At 45.9% G+C, this 18286-nt stretch carries 15 protein-coding genes; 8 read left to right on the forward strand and 7 right to left on the reverse strand.

The window, feature by feature from the left end; all coding sequences use genetic code 11:
- The first annotated feature begins 1 nt into the window (after position 1).
- The 4 genes from VT06_RS10850 to VT06_RS10865 all read left to right on the forward strand — a co-directional run bounded on the left by VT06_RS10850 (position 2) and on the right by VT06_RS10865 (position 2919).
- Complete coding sequence (locus tag VT06_RS10850; protein WP_046554329.1) at positions 2-553, forward strand: YajG family lipoprotein; 552 nt, start codon at positions 2-4, stop codon at positions 551-553.
- A 4-nt stretch (positions 554-557) separates the two neighbouring features.
- Complete coding sequence (locus tag VT06_RS10855) at positions 558-1139, forward strand: peptidylprolyl isomerase (protein WP_046554330.1); 582 nt, start codon at positions 558-560, stop codon at positions 1137-1139.
- A gap of 54 nt (positions 1140-1193) precedes the next feature.
- Positions 1194-1514: a hypothetical protein gene (locus tag VT06_RS10860; protein WP_046554331.1), complete on the forward strand. Its 321-nt coding sequence runs from the start codon at positions 1194-1196 to the stop codon at positions 1512-1514.
- A gap of 64 nt (positions 1515-1578) precedes the next feature.
- On the forward strand, positions 1579-2919 hold the full coding sequence (locus tag VT06_RS10865; protein ID WP_046554332.1) for an MFS transporter: 1341 nt from the start codon (positions 1579-1581) through the stop codon (positions 2917-2919).
- A gap of 23 nt (positions 2920-2942) precedes the next feature.
- Here VT06_RS10865 and VT06_RS10870 read toward each other — a convergent pair whose 3' ends face one another.
- Both VT06_RS10870 and erpA read right to left on the reverse strand, forming a co-directional pair.
- A complete protein-coding gene (locus tag VT06_RS10870) occupies positions 2943-3185 on the reverse strand; it encodes a helix-turn-helix domain-containing protein (RefSeq protein ID WP_046554333.1) in 243 nt (80 codons plus the stop codon).
- Between the two features lie 505 nt (positions 3186-3690).
- Positions 3691-4032, reverse strand: coding sequence for an iron-sulfur cluster insertion protein ErpA (erpA, locus tag VT06_RS10875; protein ID WP_046554334.1), 342 nt, complete (start codon positions 4030-4032; stop codon positions 3691-3693).
- Positions 4033-4210: 178 nt separating this feature from the next.
- Here erpA and VT06_RS10880 point away from each other — a divergent pair, with 178 nt between their 5' ends.
- The 4 genes from VT06_RS10880 (at position 4211) to hemL (ending at position 8742) form a co-directional block, all read left to right on the forward strand.
- Positions 4211-5914, forward strand: a complete 1704-nt coding sequence (locus tag VT06_RS10880) for a chloride channel protein (RefSeq protein ID WP_046554335.1) — start codon at positions 4211-4213, stop codon at positions 5912-5914.
- Complete coding sequence (locus VT06_RS10885; protein ID WP_046554336.1) at positions 5911-6348, forward strand: CopD family protein; 438 nt, start codon at positions 5911-5913, stop codon at positions 6346-6348. Before VT06_RS10880 ends, VT06_RS10885 begins: the two co-directional genes overlap by 4 nt.
- 90 nt (positions 6349-6438) lie before the next feature.
- Positions 6439-7443, forward strand: coding sequence for an aspartate carbamoyltransferase (locus tag VT06_RS10890; protein WP_046554337.1), 1005 nt, complete (start codon positions 6439-6441; stop codon positions 7441-7443).
- Between the two features lie 18 nt (positions 7444-7461).
- Entirely contained in the window at positions 7462-8742 is a 1281-nt protein-coding gene (gene hemL, locus VT06_RS10895) for a glutamate-1-semialdehyde 2,1-aminomutase (RefSeq protein ID WP_046554338.1), read from the forward strand.
- A 47-nt stretch (positions 8743-8789) separates the two neighbouring features.
- Here hemL and VT06_RS10900 read toward each other — a convergent pair whose 3' ends face one another.
- The 5 genes from VT06_RS10900 to hrpB form a co-directional block, all read right to left on the reverse strand.
- Positions 8790-10871, reverse strand: coding sequence for a winged helix-turn-helix domain-containing protein (locus tag VT06_RS10900; RefSeq protein ID WP_046554339.1), 2082 nt, complete (start codon positions 10869-10871; stop codon positions 8790-8792).
- Between the two features lie 93 nt (positions 10872-10964).
- On the reverse strand, positions 10965-11207 hold the full coding sequence (locus tag VT06_RS10905) for a hypothetical protein (RefSeq protein ID WP_046554340.1): 243 nt from the start codon (positions 11205-11207) through the stop codon (positions 10965-10967).
- Between the two features lie 111 nt (positions 11208-11318).
- Positions 11319-13487, reverse strand: coding sequence for a winged helix-turn-helix domain-containing protein (locus VT06_RS10910; protein WP_046554341.1), 2169 nt, complete (start codon positions 13485-13487; stop codon positions 11319-11321).
- 37 nt (positions 13488-13524) lie between these two features.
- Positions 13525-15774, reverse strand: a complete 2250-nt coding sequence (gene mrcB, locus VT06_RS10915) for a penicillin-binding protein 1B (RefSeq protein ID WP_046554342.1) — start codon at positions 15772-15774, stop codon at positions 13525-13527.
- The gene (gene hrpB / locus VT06_RS10920; RefSeq protein WP_235357415.1) at positions 15758-18280 is read right to left on the reverse strand and encodes an ATP-dependent helicase HrpB; all 2523 of its coding nucleotides are present in this window, start codon (positions 18278-18280) and stop codon (positions 15758-15760) included. Before hrpB ends, mrcB begins: the two co-directional genes overlap by 17 nt.
- Between the last annotated feature and the right edge of the window lie 6 nt (positions 18281-18286).

Genomic DNA, 18286 nt, shown 5'->3' on the forward strand with positions numbered 1-18286 from the left:
CATGCGTATTATGTTGCTATGTTTAGTCATGCTGGCCGGTTGTGCCAGCAAACCGCCAATGTTGATTGTCAGTCCTCAGGTATTCTGGCCTCAGGCACCGTCATTGGCGCAAAGCTCGTTTAATTTTTATTTGCTCGATCAACGCTCAAGTATGAACACCTTGGTGATTGTACGGGGCAAAAAAAATCAGGGTTACGCTACAGCAAACAACCTCAGGGCCGAATTGGAACAAACTGTTGCCAACGCGTTGAAACAGCGGGGCGCAAATTTAGTTAACCAAGACACGCGCTCACTAACCATTCAAATTAACCAACTGCAGGCCCGAGTTAATCAACGCCCACTTGATCATGAAGTGGTAAACAGTGTAACCATGACAGTACTGGTGCAGAATAACGGCAACAGTTTCTCTAAAGCCTATAGTGGTGACAGCAGACAAATTGCGCCGCTACAGGCTGATATAGCGGTAATTGAACGCGAGTTGAGAGTGCTAACCGAGCAGGTACTTACCGACTTACTCCAGGACGACAGCTGGCAAACTTTTATTCGAGAATGACACTATGCGCTTATGGTTAATGACAGTAACACTACTGTGCAGCTTACCGTTACTTGCTGGCCAGTTTATGCAGCCCGATAATCTATACCCGCGGGTGCAGTTAGAAACATCGGCCGGTGATATAGTATTAGAGCTTGATCGTAGCCGTGCCCCCATTACGGTTAACAACTTTCTAAGTTACGTAAAAAGTAATGCTTATAATAATACGATATTTCATCGTCTTATTCCTGATTTTGTTGTTCAGGGTGGTGGTTATGATATGCAATTTAAAGAAATTAAACAGAATAAAACTATTTTTAATGAAGCCGGTAATGGCCTGAAAAATCAGCTTGGCAGCATTGCCATGGCACGGCTATCCGATCCACATACCGCCAGTAGCCAGTTTTATATTAATTTGGCAGACAACAACAGTCTCGATCCCGGTTTACGCTGGGGCTATGCTGTATTTGGCCGGGTAGTTAGCGGTTTTGAGGTACTAGATAACCTTAATTTGCTGGAAACTGAGACCAGCGTGTCGTTGGGCTGGCCTGATGTTCCGCGCCAACCATTACTATTAAAAACGGTTCGTTTGCTGCCGAGCGAATAAAACCGACTATACTTGCTGTAATTGTTGTCCCATTTACAACAGTTAAGGCAAGTTATGTCAGAACGGTTTATTGAATTAAAAGCTCAGCAACTGGTTTACTACGTGTCCCAGTTTTTGCGGGGTCGGCTGGCCCACAGCGAACTGCATTTATTTATTTGGGATACGCTGGAAGAATGGTCGCAATTTCAGCTATTGGCAGGTACGCCCAATAGTTTAAGGGAAAGGGCATTCTGGCACCTGCTGCATCAACTAGAATACTGGCCTGCGCATAGCTTGCAACAAAATTATCAGCTTAGAGCAAATATTCAACATTGCCTGAGTTTTTTATGCGGTCAAGGGCGTTGTCCGCTAGATTGTATTGGCGTTAGGCCGTAATTACTTGACCAGAATAATCAGCGAGGTAAGCTAGAACCTAAGCTTAATTGCACGGATACTCGCTTTGCCCATTTATCTTGCCTGGCTGTCTGGCCTGCGTATTTATTTCAATCGCCGCGTTTTGAGTATTTTTGTACTGGGTTTTTCCAGTGGTTTACCGTTGATGTTGGTTTTTGGCGTATTGTCATTTTGGCTACGTGAAGCAGACGTTTCACGTACCGATATTGGCTACTTTAGCTGGGTTGCCATGGCCTATGCCGTAAAATGGCTTTGGTCCCCTTTAGCAGATCACTTGAAAATCCCGTTGTTACATAAACGTTTAGGCAGACGCCGCAGTTGGTTATTGTCCTCTCAAGTTTTTGTGGTAATTGCTATTTGTTGTATCGCAATGACCGATCCGCAGCAAAATTTAGCTCTTATGGCCACTTTTGCTATATTACTGGCGGTAGCGTCGGCAACCCAAGATATTAATGTTGATGCTTTTCGCATCGAAAGTGCAGTTACTGAAATGCAGGCAGCGCTTGCTGCCGCTTACCTTACCGGCTACAGACTAGCAATGATTATGGCCTCAGCTGGAACCCTGTGGTTAGCAGCATTGTTCTCCGATGGCAGCAGTTACGATTTATTGGGCTGGCAACACGCCTACCTGGTGATGGGCTTATTTATGTTACCGGGCATATTAGCTACGTTACTCAGTAAAGAGCCGGAAAGCATTTTACAACAGCAACAATATGTTAATGGTAGCTGGTACCAGCGGCTAATTGCATGGTTAGCGCAAGCTGTAGTGGCGCCGTTTACTGATTTTTTCAATCGCTACAAGTGGCATGCTTTACTTATTCTGGCGCTGATTGCCTGCTATCGTCTTACCGATGTCGTGATGGGCGTAATGGCCAACGCCTTTTATGTCGATATGGGCTATAGCAAAGAAGAGGTTGCCAGTGTGTCTAAAATCTATGGCGTAATAATGACGTTAGTAGGTGCAGCGCTGGGTGGGGTATTAATTAACCAGTTTGGTGTGCTAAAAGTGTTGTTTGCCGGTGCGATATTAAGCGCAGTTACCAACTTACTCTTTGCGGCCTTAAGCCAGATTGGTTACGACTTGATGTGGTTAACATTAATAATTTCTGCAGATAACTTAAGTGCTGGCATTGCCACCAGCGCATTTATTGCCTATTTGTCATCTTTAGTAAATTTAGCGTTTACCGCCACCCAATATGCAATGTTTAGTTCTTTGATGTTGTTGCTGCCAAAATTTATCGGGGGGTTTTCTGGACAATGGGTAGACCAGTTAGGCTATGGTAACTTTTTTATCATGACTGCATTAATGGGCATTCCCGCTATACTGTTAATTATGCTGCTGGCGCGTGCTAACGAACTTCTGGCAAGAAAAAAAGCCGCTAGCTAGCGGCTTTATACCGCATTATATGTTTAAGTGCTAAGCACCTGTTTTAAACCTTCAGTTGGATCAACCTCAAGCGCCTGACAATAACGGACATACTCAATAACATCTAAACGGCGTTCTTGGTTTTCAACTTTGCCTATAAATGAATGTGGTGTACCCAATATTTCAGATAAACTGCGCATAGTATGGCCTTTGTCCTGACGTTGCCTCTTTAACCAAACACAAAGACGCTTATTTTCGTCTGAAATAACACTTTTAGTACCTTTCATATTTTTTCTTCTCCCAGCGTGTTACGCTTTTATTATGCTTAAACAGCCTTCCTGCGAAATAAAACTCAAACCCTATTGCAAACGCAATAAGCAATGTAAAACAGTTAATTAAACCATATGATGCGACAAGCGTATAGCTACTAAAGCTAAAAAATGTACAGCAGTTTTACAACAGCAGATATTAAGATTAAAAATGGGTAATGATATTACCAGGGTTTTTCGTTAATTGATGGTATTCAGAGGTTTTAAAAAATGGTTAAATTGTTGTTTATACTTCCTTTATTGATGTGTTTGGGCTGGTATTTGTACTTACTGCAAAATAACTGGAGCTTACGCCAAGGCAAAAAGGGCTTTATTTATATTATTGCCTTTAATATCGTCATTGCACTGGTACTAACCCTATTGTTGCTTGCAACCCATAGATAGTATCAGATGAAACGACACTGCGGCTTTGCCAGAAACTCGAGCAAAGCCGTTACGTATTATTTACAAAATGCTGCTTTCGCTATACAGAAAATGATGAACCGCAACCACAGGTAGTAGTAGCATTTGGGTTTTGAATAATAAACCGGCTACCTTGCAGGCCATCAGTATAATCGACAACTCCACCCATCAGATATTGCAGGCTCATTGGGTCAACAACCATCGAGACACCCTGCTTTTCAACGGTTAAGTCACCTTCGTTTACTTTTTCATCAAACGTAAAACCATACTGGAAACCCGAACAACCACCGCCAGTAATATAAACCCGTAGTTTCAGATTGGGATTGTCTTCCTCGCTAACCAGCGCTGCGACCTTTCGCGCGGCGGCATCACTAAACTCTAAAGGGATAGGCATATCAGACATGAGTGCTCCAACAAGGGTTACAACGGCGTAAATTATCTAATACCTGAGTAATTTATTCAAGTATTTCCGGCCTCAATAACAATCGGCGTCTTAGAAAAAAATGACAATACTAAATAAGATCTGCGTTGTCAGTCGCTTATGTTAGACTTAACCTATAGTTTACTTCATTATTTTTATTATGCGACGATGGCGAGACTGGCTGCCCGGGTTGCAGCGCCGATTAGCACTACCACAAACGTCTTTACAGTTGTGTCTGCTTGGTATGCTGGGCGGTTTAATAGCCGCAATACTGATCATTATTTTCAGATTAGCCATTATTGCCATTCAACTGGTATTTCTGGATAAGGCAGATGATTTTTCCAGTGCCGATCCGGAAATTGTCTGGTTATTGCCACTGGGCGGTGCGGCCATCATCGGCTTAATTGCTTTTATTACCGGCTACCGACATTACCGCCTGGGCATTCCATTTGTTATTCACCGGATTAAAACTCAGTATGGCATTATGCCATTTCGAAATACCCTGAATCAGTTTCTAGGCGGTATCGTAGCACTGGCCAGTGGTTTTTCAGTTGGCCGGGAGGGACCATCGGTGCACTTGGGTGCTTATGGTGCCAGTACCGTTGGCCGTTATTTACAATTACCCTACAACAGCATTCGTATTCTGGCCGGTTGCGGTATTGCGGCTGCTATTTCTGCCTCCTTTAACACCCCATTGGCGGCGGTTATTTTTGTTATGGAAGTAGTGCTGCGCGAATATCGTATTCATGTCTTTATTCCGATAATGCTAGCGTCTGTGGTTGGCGCATTGGCCACTCAGCTGGTTTTTGGCCATGATCGTGAATTAGCATCACTTGACATTGTTGCCATTAGTATCTGGCATTTCCCGTATCTGATTTTTTGTGGCATTGTTTTTGGAGGCGTGGCTTTTTTATTCAACCAAAATTTGATGCGCATGTTTCGCTGGTTTAAAAACTGGCCGTTATTACTCAGACTGGCTTTAGCCGGTATTATTACCGCCGCAGTGGGTTTTCTCATTCCCGATGCCATGGGTGCCGAAACCGGTGCCATTTTTCATGCTGTTAACAACCCAACTGATGTACAACTATTACTGGTTATATTTATCGGGAAATTGGTATTAACTATTGTCGCATTGGGGCTGGGTGTACCGGGTGGCGTGATAGGCCCTGTGTTCGGTATTGGGATCGTGTTAGGTACCTTACTGGCGATCATCCCGGCGATATTTATTGGCGACAGCAGCACTGCAGGAACCTATGCGGTGCTGGGTATGGCGGGGTTAATGGCCGCCACTCTGCATGCACCACTAGCTGCATTACTGGCCGTAATAGAGCTCGCCTCAAACCAGCAAATTATTTTACCGGCAATGGTGGTTATCGTCACCGCTTATGTTACTACCGTGCAGTTTTTTAATAACAAGTCTATTTTTATGATGCAACTCGACTTTTTACAAATGCCCTATAAGTTAGCACCGGCTGATGATATTCTGCAGAAAGTCGGCGTATTGGCATTGCTCAGCAAAGAATACATATTACTGAATGACCCTGACGACGCCACACTACGGCAACAACTGGCGCAATTGCAGCCGCCGGTACAACTGTTATTACGACGCAATAACGCCGACGATACTGAGTTTGTTGCTGCCAGTTATGATGTCAGTCTGGCACTTAGTGGCGACAGTGCTATTCGTTATCAAAAGGTAACCGGTTTATCTCACCAGTGCACTATGGCAGAAGTATTTGCCTTGCTGGAAGAAAACCGCGAGGGTCTGGTGTATATATACCAGGAAAACCCGCATGAACCGATCGGCATTATCCGCTGGGATCAGGTTCGCGGCCTACTTGTTAAGCAGAATAATTTACTATGAGCTTGCTATTATTATACAAAGCATTACACGTTTTTTTTATGGTTGCCTGGTTCGCCGGTATTTTTTATTTACCGCGACTGTTTGTTTATCATGCTGAAACCAGCAGTGCTGACTGCGATGCCACGTTTAAAGTAATGGAGCGGCGTTTATTATATTTTGTCACCCCGTTTGCGCTGTTAACACTGGTTTTTGGCGTGTTGTTAATTATCGCCTATGGTAAAGCCTGGTTTGCCGCCAGTAGCTGGCTGCATATCAAACTACTGCTGGTGCTGTTGTTATATGTTTACCACGGCTGGTGTTTTAAGCTGTTGGCTGACTTTAAACATAATCGTAACCAACATAGTTCACGTTTTTATCGAATTTTTAATGAGCTACCGGTTTTACTACTACTAGCCATCATTTTACTGGCTATCCTGAAGCCACCACTGTACTAACCTCGCTTTTAGTTGTTAGTTTTGCGTATAATAGTGGTCACTTTGCGCCCGAAGTGGCGTGTCCAGGCAAGTGTTAACTGAGTACTGACTATGAGCTTCAAGGGCCAACATATCCTGTCTGTAAAACAGTTCGATCATGACAGAATTACCCAAGTATTTGATATCGCACGCCACATGGCACCTTACGCCAGTCGAAAAAAACGTACCAAGGTGCTGGACGGCGCCATTTTAGGCAACCTTTTTTTTGAGCCCAGCACCCGCACCCGGGTTAGTTTTGGCTGTGCTTTTAATTTGCTGGGTGGCGAAGTGCGTGAAACCACCGGTATGGAGTCGTCAGCATTATCTAAAGGTGAATCATTATTTGATACGGCAAGAGTCATTAGCAGTTACAGTGATGTGATTGCCATGCGTCATCCGCAAGCGGGTTCAGTTGCCGAATTTGCTGAAGGCAGCCGTGTACCGGTATTAAATGGTGGCGATGGCGCCAACGAGCACCCCACTCAGGCATTGCTAGACCTCTTTACTATTGAACGCGAACTGGCATCGTCCGGGCAACACATCAATGGCATGCATATCGCTATGGTCGGTGACTTGAAATTTGGCCGCACGGTGCATTCACTGTCAAAATTATTATGCCTGTATCGCAATATTAGATTAACCCTGGTATCGCCGGCGGAATTAGCGATGCCAGATGATATTATCAGTAGTCTTTGCAATGCGGGCCATCAAGTTGTTATCAGCGATAAGCTGGAAGGCCATTTAAATGCTGATATTGTTTATCAAACACGGATCCAGGAAGAACGTTTTCCCTCGAAAGCTGAAGCAGATCAATACCGTGGTAAGTTTCGGTTAAATCAGGAAATATATACCCGCTACTGTAAGTCGAATACCGTTATTATGCATCCATTGCCGCGCGATTCCCGTATCGAGGCCAATGAATTAGATAACGATTTAAATCTTAACCCTAACCTTGCTATTTTTCGCCAGGCCGACAACGGAATTCTGGTGCGAATGGCTTTATTTGCCCTGACCCTTGGCGTTGAAAACATCGTCAAAGATTACGAATGTGCGGTGCCCTGGTACAGCAATAAATAACTGCGAACGGAATTTACTATGTCTTTATCAGAAACCCTGTTTCAACGTGCCCAGCTAACTATCCCTGGCGGCGTGAATTCGCCGGTACGTGCTTTTAAAAGTGTTGGTGGTACGCCGATTTTTATGGAGCGTGCTGATGGCGCCTATTTATATGATGTTGATGGCAAACGCTATATAGACTATATCGGCTCCTGGGGGCCAATGCTATTAGGCCACAACCATCCGGCAATTCGTGATGCGGTTATTCAAGCTGCAGCAAAGGGCTTAAGTTTTGGCGCACCTTGTCCGGCTGAAATTGATATGGCTGAAAAAGTTACTCAATTAGTACCCTCAATGGAAATGGTGCGAATGGTTAGTTCTGGCACTGAAGCCACCATGAGCGCTATTCGTCTGGCCAGAGGCTATACCGGCCGCGACACTATTTTAAAGTTTGAGGGCTGTTACCATGGGCATGCCGACTCATTATTGGTTAAAGCCGGCTCGGGTGCGCTTACCCTGGGGGTACCTAACTCACCTGGCGTACCCGCTGATTTTGCTAAATATACGCTGACCGCAGAATTTAATAACTTGGCTCAGGTAGAACACATTTTTGCTGAAAAAGGCGCGGATATTGCCTGTATTATTGTGGAACCCATAGCCGGTAATATGAATTGTATTCCGCCAGAACCGGGTTTTTTGCAAGGACTGCGTCGAATTTGTGATCAATATCACAGCGTACTCATTTTTGATGAAGTAATGACTGGTTTTCGGGTAGCGTTAGGAGGGGCGCAAGCGGTTTACCAGGTAAACCCCGATCTAACCACCTTAGGTAAAATTATTGGTGGCGGCATGCCTGTAGGCGCTTTTGGCGGTAAACGCGCCATAATGGAGCATATTGCGCCACTAGGACCAGTGTATCAAGCGGGGACCTTATCTGGTAATCCCATTGCCATGGCTGCGGGCCTGGCCGCATTAACCGAAATTAGTAAACCCGATGTGTTTGAAAAGCTTACCGCCAAAACCAGTCAGCTTATTACCGGTCTTAGCGCAGCGGCTAAGCAACACGGCGTGCCAATGACGTTTAACCAGGTGGGTGGCATGTTTGGCTTTTTCTTCAGTAATGAAGCGAGAGTAAGCAATTATCAGCAGGCAACCCAATGTGACACCGCCGCTTTTAAACATTTCTTCCATTTAATGCTGCAGCAGGGTATTTATCTTGCACCCTCTGCTTACGAAGCCGGTTTTATATCGCTGGCCCACAGTGATGCAGATTTGAAGGCCACCATTGATGCGGCCGCTAATAGCTTTGCAGCACTGTAACGGTTAACCAGGCAAACCCGTAAGAACTATTGAAGAACCAAAAAAGTCTAGGGACGATTTTGCAGCCAGACAATATCGGTATCATATTGTCGGGGCTGCACGCTAAACACACTGTTGGCAGCATCACTGTGTATTTCCAGCGGTAAGGCTGTTGCCGGCCAGTTATAACCTTTAACCAACCCGCTGTGCCAATAATAAACCAGTAGCTGCCGCTGCTGCTTATCTATCCACAATAGTTGTTCACTGTTACTTGTCCACTGCTCTGGCATAACATGATGCCAATTCAGGCTTATGGCTAGCGGTGTTAACTGCTGCGGTTGCTCAGCGGTCCATAACACCAGCGTACTATTGTTATAAAATTGCAGCACTACTCCATCAGGTGCACACTTTATATTGACGACACCGGATAGCAACGCCTCTGGTTGCTGTTGTTGATAACGCAGCAACTGCCAGCCTTTGTTATCCTGCTCTGTCCAATATAATGTATCATGGCAACTTTGATAGCGCCCTGAAACCGGCCGGTTGTGCCATAAGGTTAAACGGCCATCATCCAACGCCATTTGGTACAACTGATTATTCACCACCGTTAATAGCGTATCCTGATGCCAAAATAACTGCTGAATATGCTGACCATTTTTTAAGCCTGACAACTGGCGACTTTCACCCGCAGCCGACAACCACACCTGATTATCTCCGGCTCGTTCAGAAACAAATGCAGTCTGATAGCCGTTGGCAGCATATAACCGTTCATTACGATTACTGCTTTGCCAGCTATCCTGACTGGTTAACTGCTCACCAGCAACTGTCACCTGCACAATATCAGTAATATAATCAAGATATTGAGTGGCTAACACTCGCTGTTGATAACGCTGTGGTTGGGTCAGACCCCAGCTCATAGCCCCTAAACTCAATGATGTAGTGTTTTTTAAATTGAACAGTTGCAGCGCGTTATTAGCCAGGGTTAACAGCACATGTTGCTTATCCCAGCGACTACTGGCGGTAACCGGGTACTCAAACGTGCCAATAGATTCCAATTGTTGCTGCAACACATTTAGCCGATATAAGCGGCTATGATAAAAATCGTTTTGAGCCATTAAATATATAGATTGGCCGACGACCAGTAATTGCTCAACCTTTTGCCATTGCTGCGGCAATACCATTATACGTTTACTGTTACCCTCGGGACTACGTTGCCATAATTCATAGCGTTGTAAATCTGCGGCATAATCCAGCCAGTACCAGTGCTGCTGCATTATCACCACACCCTGGGCTATTACTTGTTGGCATGGCATTACTTTACTGGCGGGAGCAAACTCCGGTAGTACTTGCTGCTGGTAAAAATAACACTGTTGTTGCATATCTATTGCCCGGAACAGCAATTGCTGCTCACTCAACCAGATTGGCTGGCTAATCTGTAAATAGTGCTCATCACTATAGCTAACTTTTAAACTGGTTAAATCCTGGCGGGCGAGTTGTTGTGTGCCAGCCTCGCTTTTTCGGAACAAATAAAATGCGAATTGCTCATCAGGGGCTAGGGTTGGCCAGAACTCCTGCCCCGTAAGCGCACTTATTGGCTTAACAGTGTCAGGCAGCTTAGTAAGCGGCATAACCGTTACGCTTGCCAAAATATAGGCCAATACCGCGCCACCCATTAGTAGTGCCAAACAAACTGCAGCAATAAAGCGCCATGGTAAAGCTTTAGAGTTTACGTTTATTTGTGGTTGCGCCGCAGGCACGTTAGCAACAGCGATGTCTGGGCTAACCTTAGGATGCCGCTGGCTGCTAGTAAGCGGTTCAATATGACAGAGCCATTTGTAGCCTTTCTTCGCAATGGTCGCAATGTATTGCGGTGCTTTAACGTTGTCACCCAGCACTTTACGTAAAGCACCTACCGCCCGCATTACAGCAGCATCTGTGCCTTCTGCGGCTGGCCAGACACCATCAATAAGTGTGTCCTTAGCAATTACCTGATTAGGATGCAGTAAAAAATAATTCAGTAAACTGTGCAGCCGCGGCTCTAATACCACAGGCAAAGTGCCGGTGAGTTCAGGTGCTACTGGCAACAAATGGCCATAAGCAGCCTGATAATACCAATGACCAATTTTTACCAGTGGTTCTAAATCCGACATTAAGGCCCGCCTGACTAAAGTGTCAGGGCGGATTATACCTTAATAAACTAAAAAGTAGAGAGTATCTAATTTTGAAACACTTGCTAAGCAGTTTTAGGCCAACTGCGCCTGATCTTTTTTATCTTTACCCGCGTCTGTATCACCGTTAGGTTTTGGCGTGGGTATGTCGGTTGGTTTTTGTTGATCGGGGTCACGACACGCTGGCCACAAACCACAAGCATATAAATTGTCTAATTGTTGTTGTTCAATAGTAGATTCTGAAATACTAAAAGTGTTGGCAGCTAACGCTACAGTAAAGCCGGTGCAAATAATAATTACTTTAAGTGCTTTTATCATTGTAAAGACTCCGATTTTAGTTACACAATTATGTTTAACATCGTTGACCTTACACCTGAACTTCTGCTGAAACTCGATGGTTTTTCAATAAAAAACGTACAAAACGTCGCTCTAAAAAGTAATTTCAGCTATATCGAAATCAGCTCTGGCAGCTTCTAAATAATATACCTCTGTTTCATCCAGCGACAAACTAAAACGGCTATGGTACAAATTATCATCAATAACTTGCTGATGTACCTTACCGCTGGTTAAATCGTAATAACGCAATTGATATTGAGTACTATCCAGTAAATAAGTAAAATAAAAACCTTGCTGGCGTAGATCAAATTTAAAAAAAACTTGATCAGCTGTGGTGTCTAAATTTAGTTCCTTGGTATCACCATTGCTATACTCAATAACAAAGTTCTTAGAATTGGCATCACGCCAGATAATGTAGTCAGCAATATAACTTTGCTGATATAACTCTCGATCCGTTGCCAGCACCCGCTTCTCTATTTCGGTATCAACAGCCGCCACCATAATATCCCAACGCCCCTGCCGTGACTGAGCATAAAATATTTTTGTGCCATCGCGACTCCAGGCTGGATATGCGACTGACTCATTATCCTGCCCAACTATCTGCGTTAATTTACCATCAGACATCAGTTGCCAAATACCGCTGTTTATTTGCAATAATAACTGATTACCGTCAGGCGAAAATGCCATGCTCCGAATTCTTTCTCTTGTTTCAAATTCTGTAATCTGTTTCTGGTGTCCATCGGGATAAAATAACCAGACCTGTGGTAAGCCGGAGCGACGAGATACCACTGCAGCTGGCCCATCCGCTTGCGGGTTAATTTCAATTAATGACTCATTTCGATTTGAGCTAAAAACTAAACTTTCTGAAGGTGTGGCAGTGACTAACTTATTGTTCACTTTTTTAATGTTAGTGTGTGAGAAAAAACCTACCGAGGCGTAAATTTTACCACTTAAACTACTTACTTGAATTTCACTGGCATGGTTATCGGTGTAAGCCAGTTGCCTGCTTTCACCTGTTGCCACTTCGACAATACCAAGCGAAGTGGGGCCTGAAGGGTAGATTATGCTACTATCATCCAGAGTCCAGTCGATATTGCCAGGATAAGCGTCGTCAATCTGTACTAACAGCCGAGTTGCCCGATTGGTTAAATTGAGCACCCAAATCTGTGCGGCACCAGCTGCATCGCGAATAAAGGCGATTTTATCGCCAGTACGTGAGTAACGGCCAACATAGTCACCAAAGCTGCTGCCCGGTGGTATCGTTAATTGCTCGGCACTACCGCCAGCCAACGGATACATCATCATCACCATTTGTTTTTGCACCGGGTCCAAGCTAGGATAAACAATATAACGGCCATCGGGTGACCAGCTAATTCGGGCGGAAACCGACTCAGGCGTACAAAGCGTTAGCAGGCTATCGTTTTTTACTGCCATTTTATCTGATTCTAGCTCAATCAACCGAATCTCACAGCCGCGGTCAGGTAACATTTTATGATAAGCAATATACCGGCCGTCAGGGCTAAAAGCAGCACCAAGGCTAATGCTCTCGCCTTGAGTAAGCTGTACCCGTTGATGATTTTGCAAATTCTGTAAATTAAGAACCGCTATTTGCTCTGTACCGGCTTCAGCATGGCTAAATACCAGATAGTGTTCATCTGCTGACACATTATGATAAAACTCCAGGCCATCGAGCGAGGTAATGGGCTTATAGCGCCATAAAGGAATGGTGTTGTTTTCTAAGGCGTGTTTTGGGTTAGTAGAGGGTAACCACCACTGCCACACCAAAAAAGACATTGTTATAGCAAGCAACAATGCCAAACCAGCGAATACTTTCAAGCGCTTGTTAGAGGTATCGTCTTTGGCTGCATGGTTAGCAGCCGCGTTATCAGCAGTGTTAAGCTGAACCGGCTGCCGAGGAATATCAGTGACACTGGCAATAAACCGATAACCACGTTTTGGGATGGTCTCAATATAGGTAGGTTGGCGGGTATCATCGTTTAGCGCAACCCGGATAGCCCGAATTACCCGCATTACCCGACCATCAGAAACGTCACGGATTTTCCAAACGTCAGCCAATAGCTGCTCTTTAGTTACCAAGCTGCCAGCATGCACGATAAAGTAGTTAACCACCTTCTGTCCAAGGTTATCTAAATCGGCAGTAGCATAAATCTGGCCTTGCTCGTCCAGCTTAACCAGCTTGTCCTCATTGGTCAGATAGTGCCATTCACCCACCACTAACGAACGTTCGGGCTTAAATTCCATAATATTGAGTGTGCTGCATCATATTTATTGCCCAAGCTTAATTATCACATGCTGACAGTTGCTGCATTTCAACTACTATTGCAGGTAATAACAATACGTTAGCGCAAGTTTCTGCTACCGGAGCACCGCTGGTAGCTGAAAATGCCTGGATGGTTACCTGTTCTGGCAGGTAACGAATTATCGATTGCGCCCCCTGGCGCGTAAAGTAATCAATAAATAATGGTAAAGCGCCACTACCCCCCGTTAAACCAATAGGTTTATTGTCATCACGTCCCAGCCAAACCGTCAGCAACGTTTGCTGGTCAAAGCCCGTAAACCAGCTATCGCGATAATCGCTGGACGTGCCGGTTTTCCCAGCGAAGACGGTCATTGGTAATGCCCGTTGAATGGCTTTAGCTGTGCCGGTTTGAGTTACCGCAATCAGGGCATGTTGTAATAAATATATACTTTGTAAAGAGTAACGGCTAAAACGCTGACCCGGTCGGTGATACAGGCGATGGCCATCTTTATCGGTCACCGCTTGTACCGTTGCCAGTGCCTGGTAAACACCATTGTTGGCTAAGGTTTGATAGAGCTGGCTGACTTCTAGCGGGCTTAGCTCAATGGCGCCGAGCAGTGCCGCAGGTTGTAAGGTTATACGCCGGCTTAATCCCAATTTTTTTAAAGCGTCGCTAATAGTCGGCATGCCCAATTGCAAGCCAAGTCTTACCGTGGGCACATTCAGTGAATCTGTTAATGCGGTCACTAAAGGCACTTTACCACGAAAGGTTTTATCAAAGTTCTGTGGTTGCCAGTCCTGATTAGTAGAACGTAAACTTAACGGCTGATCTTCCAGCATTGATGCCAGGGAAAAACGACCCGGCTGGTTTAGCGCTTCTAAATAAATAACCGGTTTAATAATACTACCAATCTGGCGGCGGGCATCTAGTGCCCGGTTAAAACCAGCAAAGCCACTTTCTTTACCGCCAACTAATGCCTGAATTTCTGCCCGTTGATAGTTAACAACCAACATAGCTGCTTGCACTTGCTCATCCCGAGATTGTAATTGCTGACGCACAGTCAGTTCGGCCTGTTGCTGCGCTTTAGGATCTAAAAAGGTAAAAACCTTAATGCCGCTACTGAGTAGTTGTTGATCAAAATTAATTTGGCGTAGTTCTTTTTTCACCGCATCCAGATAAGCCGGAAAACGGGCGTTCAGGTACTGGCCACGTGCCACCAGTTGCAAAGGCTGCTGCACGGCTTGCTGATATTGCTTAGCGTCCAGCAAGTGCTGTTCAAACATCAATCTTAGTACCAGATCGCGACGGGTAATAGCGCGTTCAGGGTAACGCCTTGGATCGTAGTAAGACGGGCCTTTTAATAAACCAATTAATAATGCAATTTCATCCGGACGCAACTCCGTAAGTGGTTTGGCAAAATAAAAACGGCTGCCTAAACCAAAACCGTGCACCGCAGTGGCGTGATTCTGGCCAAGAAATATTTCATTCAGATAGGCTTCCAGTAAATAATCTTTACTAAAACGGTAGTCCAGGATCAACGCTATCATCGCTTCGTTTATTTTACGCAGCAGCGTGCGTTCGCTGCTTAAATACATATTTTTAGCCAACTGCTGGGTTAACGTAGAGCCGCCTTGCACTGTGCGCCCGGCACTAATATTGGCCCATAATGCCCGCAATACAGACAGCGGTGACACACCTCGATGATGATAAAAATCGCGGTCTTCTACCAACAGTAAACTTTCTTTTAACAGTATTGGTACCTGCTCTAACCGCACCAACTCACGATCTTCCTGATGTGGTGATAGCATATGTTCAATTAGCTGAGGCTCTAATCTGGCGAAATTAACTTCTTCCTGTTGGCGGTAGCGGATCCGGTTTATACCACTACTATTAAATTCAACACTGAACAGCGTCTCTGGCTCATTACCATCAATGTAGGTAAAAGCCCGCCTAAAAATAGTGACATGATTGCGCGACACGCTGTACTGGCCAGCGGAAGTGAGCGCCGGGTTTCGTTGGTACTGCAATTGCTCTAACTCGGCTTGCAGTTGCACAGAGGTTAACGCCATGCCGGGGAAGAGTGCCAGGCTACGCGCATAAATTTGCGCCGGCACCTGCCACTTTTGGCCAGCAAAAGCCTGAGTCACTTTACTATCAAGGTAAATCAGGTAAGTTGCCAGCACAAAAAACAGCACTAAAGCCACTTTTGCTAAGGTAAATAATGGTTTATACCACCAGGGCTTGCCCATTTTTTTTGGCGACCGGGCACCTTTACTTCGGGTTGACATCGCGTAACATCGCCTTTTTAGTTTTCGTTGTTGGCTGCGCTTCGGCCGGGTTGTCGGGCCAATAATGTTTAGGATAACGACCTTTCATTTCTTTTTTAACATCATGCCAGCTGTTTTGCCAGAAGCTGGCTAAATCACGGGTAACTTGTAATGGCTGGCGCCCTGGTGCCAATAACGCAAGGGTAAGAGCAATAGCGCCATTAAGTACCACGGGAGTGTCAAGTTGGCCATACATTTCCTGAACTCTGACTGAAAGTTGCGGCCCTCCCGGGTGCAAATAATCAATTTTTAATTTACTGCCCATCGGGCTTTGCCAGTAAGTTGGCAGCCATTGCTGCAATAACTGTTGCTGCTGGTAGCTCAGCCTGGCCCATAATAACGTGTCTAACTCCAGTTGCAGCAACTGGTTTATTTTACTGATATTGCCCAGATAAGGCCCAAGCCATGTGGCCAGATCGGCCAATAAACCCGCCTGACTAAAATTGGGCCAGCTGGCGGTGTCGAAACTTACCGGGTTTTGGTGGTGGAGCAGCAGTTGCACCCGGGCACAAAGGCTTTGCGCTGCTTCAGACCAGTGCAGTTCTGCTAAGCCACGCCGTCCCAGATAATCCAGCCAGGCTTGCTGGCGCTCTGCAGCGGTTATTGGATTGTGCACTGGCTGTCGTTGCAGCACCAGCTGGCCAAAACAGCGCTGGCGCTCACTACTAAAACCGGTGTTTTTATCGTTCCAGCCGGTTTTTAATTGCCAGCTAAGTTGCGGCCAGTCAGTTAATATTTCATCCAGGGAAATAGCTACCGCATGGCGAATACGGTTTTGCTGTTGCCACTGCTGAATATCCAGCACCACTAAGTATTCGTTCGCTTGCAGCGGATGATCCGGTGGCAATACTACGCCAACACCATTGGCTAGCAAATAACCTTGGCCTCGCTGTTGCGCTAACTGGTCAGGAAAGGCTCTTAACAATAACAGTGGCAGCCAGTGTAAAGGTAATAATGAGATGGTATTGATGCTTAAACGGCGGGCAAATTGCCGTGCCTGCTGATGCTGCGGTAAATGTTTACTTTGCGCTAAGGTTTGTAATTGCTGCGGCAGATTTGACTGCACGTTGCGGCTATCTTCAAGTATCGCCGCCAATAATGCGGCCAACCAGGCCACCCCTGGTACCTGCTGTTCGTGATCAACTGCATAAAGCAGCATATTAGCCAAACGCACTGAACTGCCGGTTTGATATAAACGCCGGCCATAACGGTTTAACACTCCGCTCTCATCCAGTGCCTCAAATTGCTGCAACAAACGGCTGGCAACGATTAAATTTGCTGCAGGTGGTGGTGTTAACCAGCTAATATCGTCAGGTTGGCAGCCCCACACTGCAATCTCTAACCTTAATTGCGTAAGCTCCGCCAACTCGATTTCAGCCGGCTCAAACGCAGCTCGCCGCTGCCAAAGCTCTGCCGTGTCTAATCGGTAACACCGCCCAGGCGCTTGCCGGCCAGCCCTCCCTGCACGCTGAATAGCTGCTGCCTGGCTAATCGCTACCGTTTCTAACTTACTGATCCCATGGCGCGGATTAAAGCTGGCACGGCGGCACAAACCGCTATCAACCACCTGATTGACACCCTCGATGGTTAAACTGGTTTCAGCCAAATTGGTTGCCAGCACAATTTTATACTGGCCCAGCGCGGGGGCTGCAATAGCCGCCTGCTGCTCGGCCAGCGATAACGCGCCCAGCAGCGAATAAACGTTCAGGTTGGCAGGTAATGGCTGGCTTAACAAATATTCGCGCGCCTTGGTAATGTCTGCCTGGCCGGCTAAAAAAACCAACACATTGCTGGGCTGGGCATAAAAAGCAGCCAGCGCTTGGCGGGCTGCCAACAATGCCACCGGCTCTGCTGTAGGCTTTATATAATGAATATCAACCGGATAACTACGACCACTGCTGCTGACCACCGGAGCTTGTAAGTAGTTTACTAGCGCCGCAACATCCAGGGTTGCCGACATTACCAGAATTTTCAGCTGCGGGCGTAATTGCTGTACTTCTAAACTTAGCGCCAATGCCAGATCCGCATGCATTGAACGTTCATGAAATTCATCGAATATCAGCAAACCAATGCCGGCAAGTTCAGGATCATGCTGCAATTTACTAGTAAGAATTCCTTCGGTAACAATTAACAACCGGGTTGCCGCTGACTGACAACGGTCTTGGCGGATTTGATACCCTACCGTCTGCCCGACTGGCTCGTTTAACTGCCGGGCCAGATAACTGGCAATGGTTTTGGCTGCCAATCGCCGTGGTTCGAGCATAATAATCTGGCTGTTAGCAAAAGCTGGCAGTTGTAATAACTGCAGTGGTAAATACGTTGATTTACCGGCGCCGGGTGGCGCCGATAAAATAACCCGGTTATGGCTTGCCAATAACCGACACAGCTCAGGCAGCACCTCGGCTACCGGTAACGCCATAGTGGCAGGCACCGAGCCGGCGTTAGTATTGGCAAATTCAGCTGCCACTGTAGA

The organism is Arsukibacterium sp. MJ3 (assembly GCF_000987765.1).
Classification (GTDB): domain Bacteria; phylum Pseudomonadota; class Gammaproteobacteria; order Enterobacterales; family Alteromonadaceae; genus Alishewanella.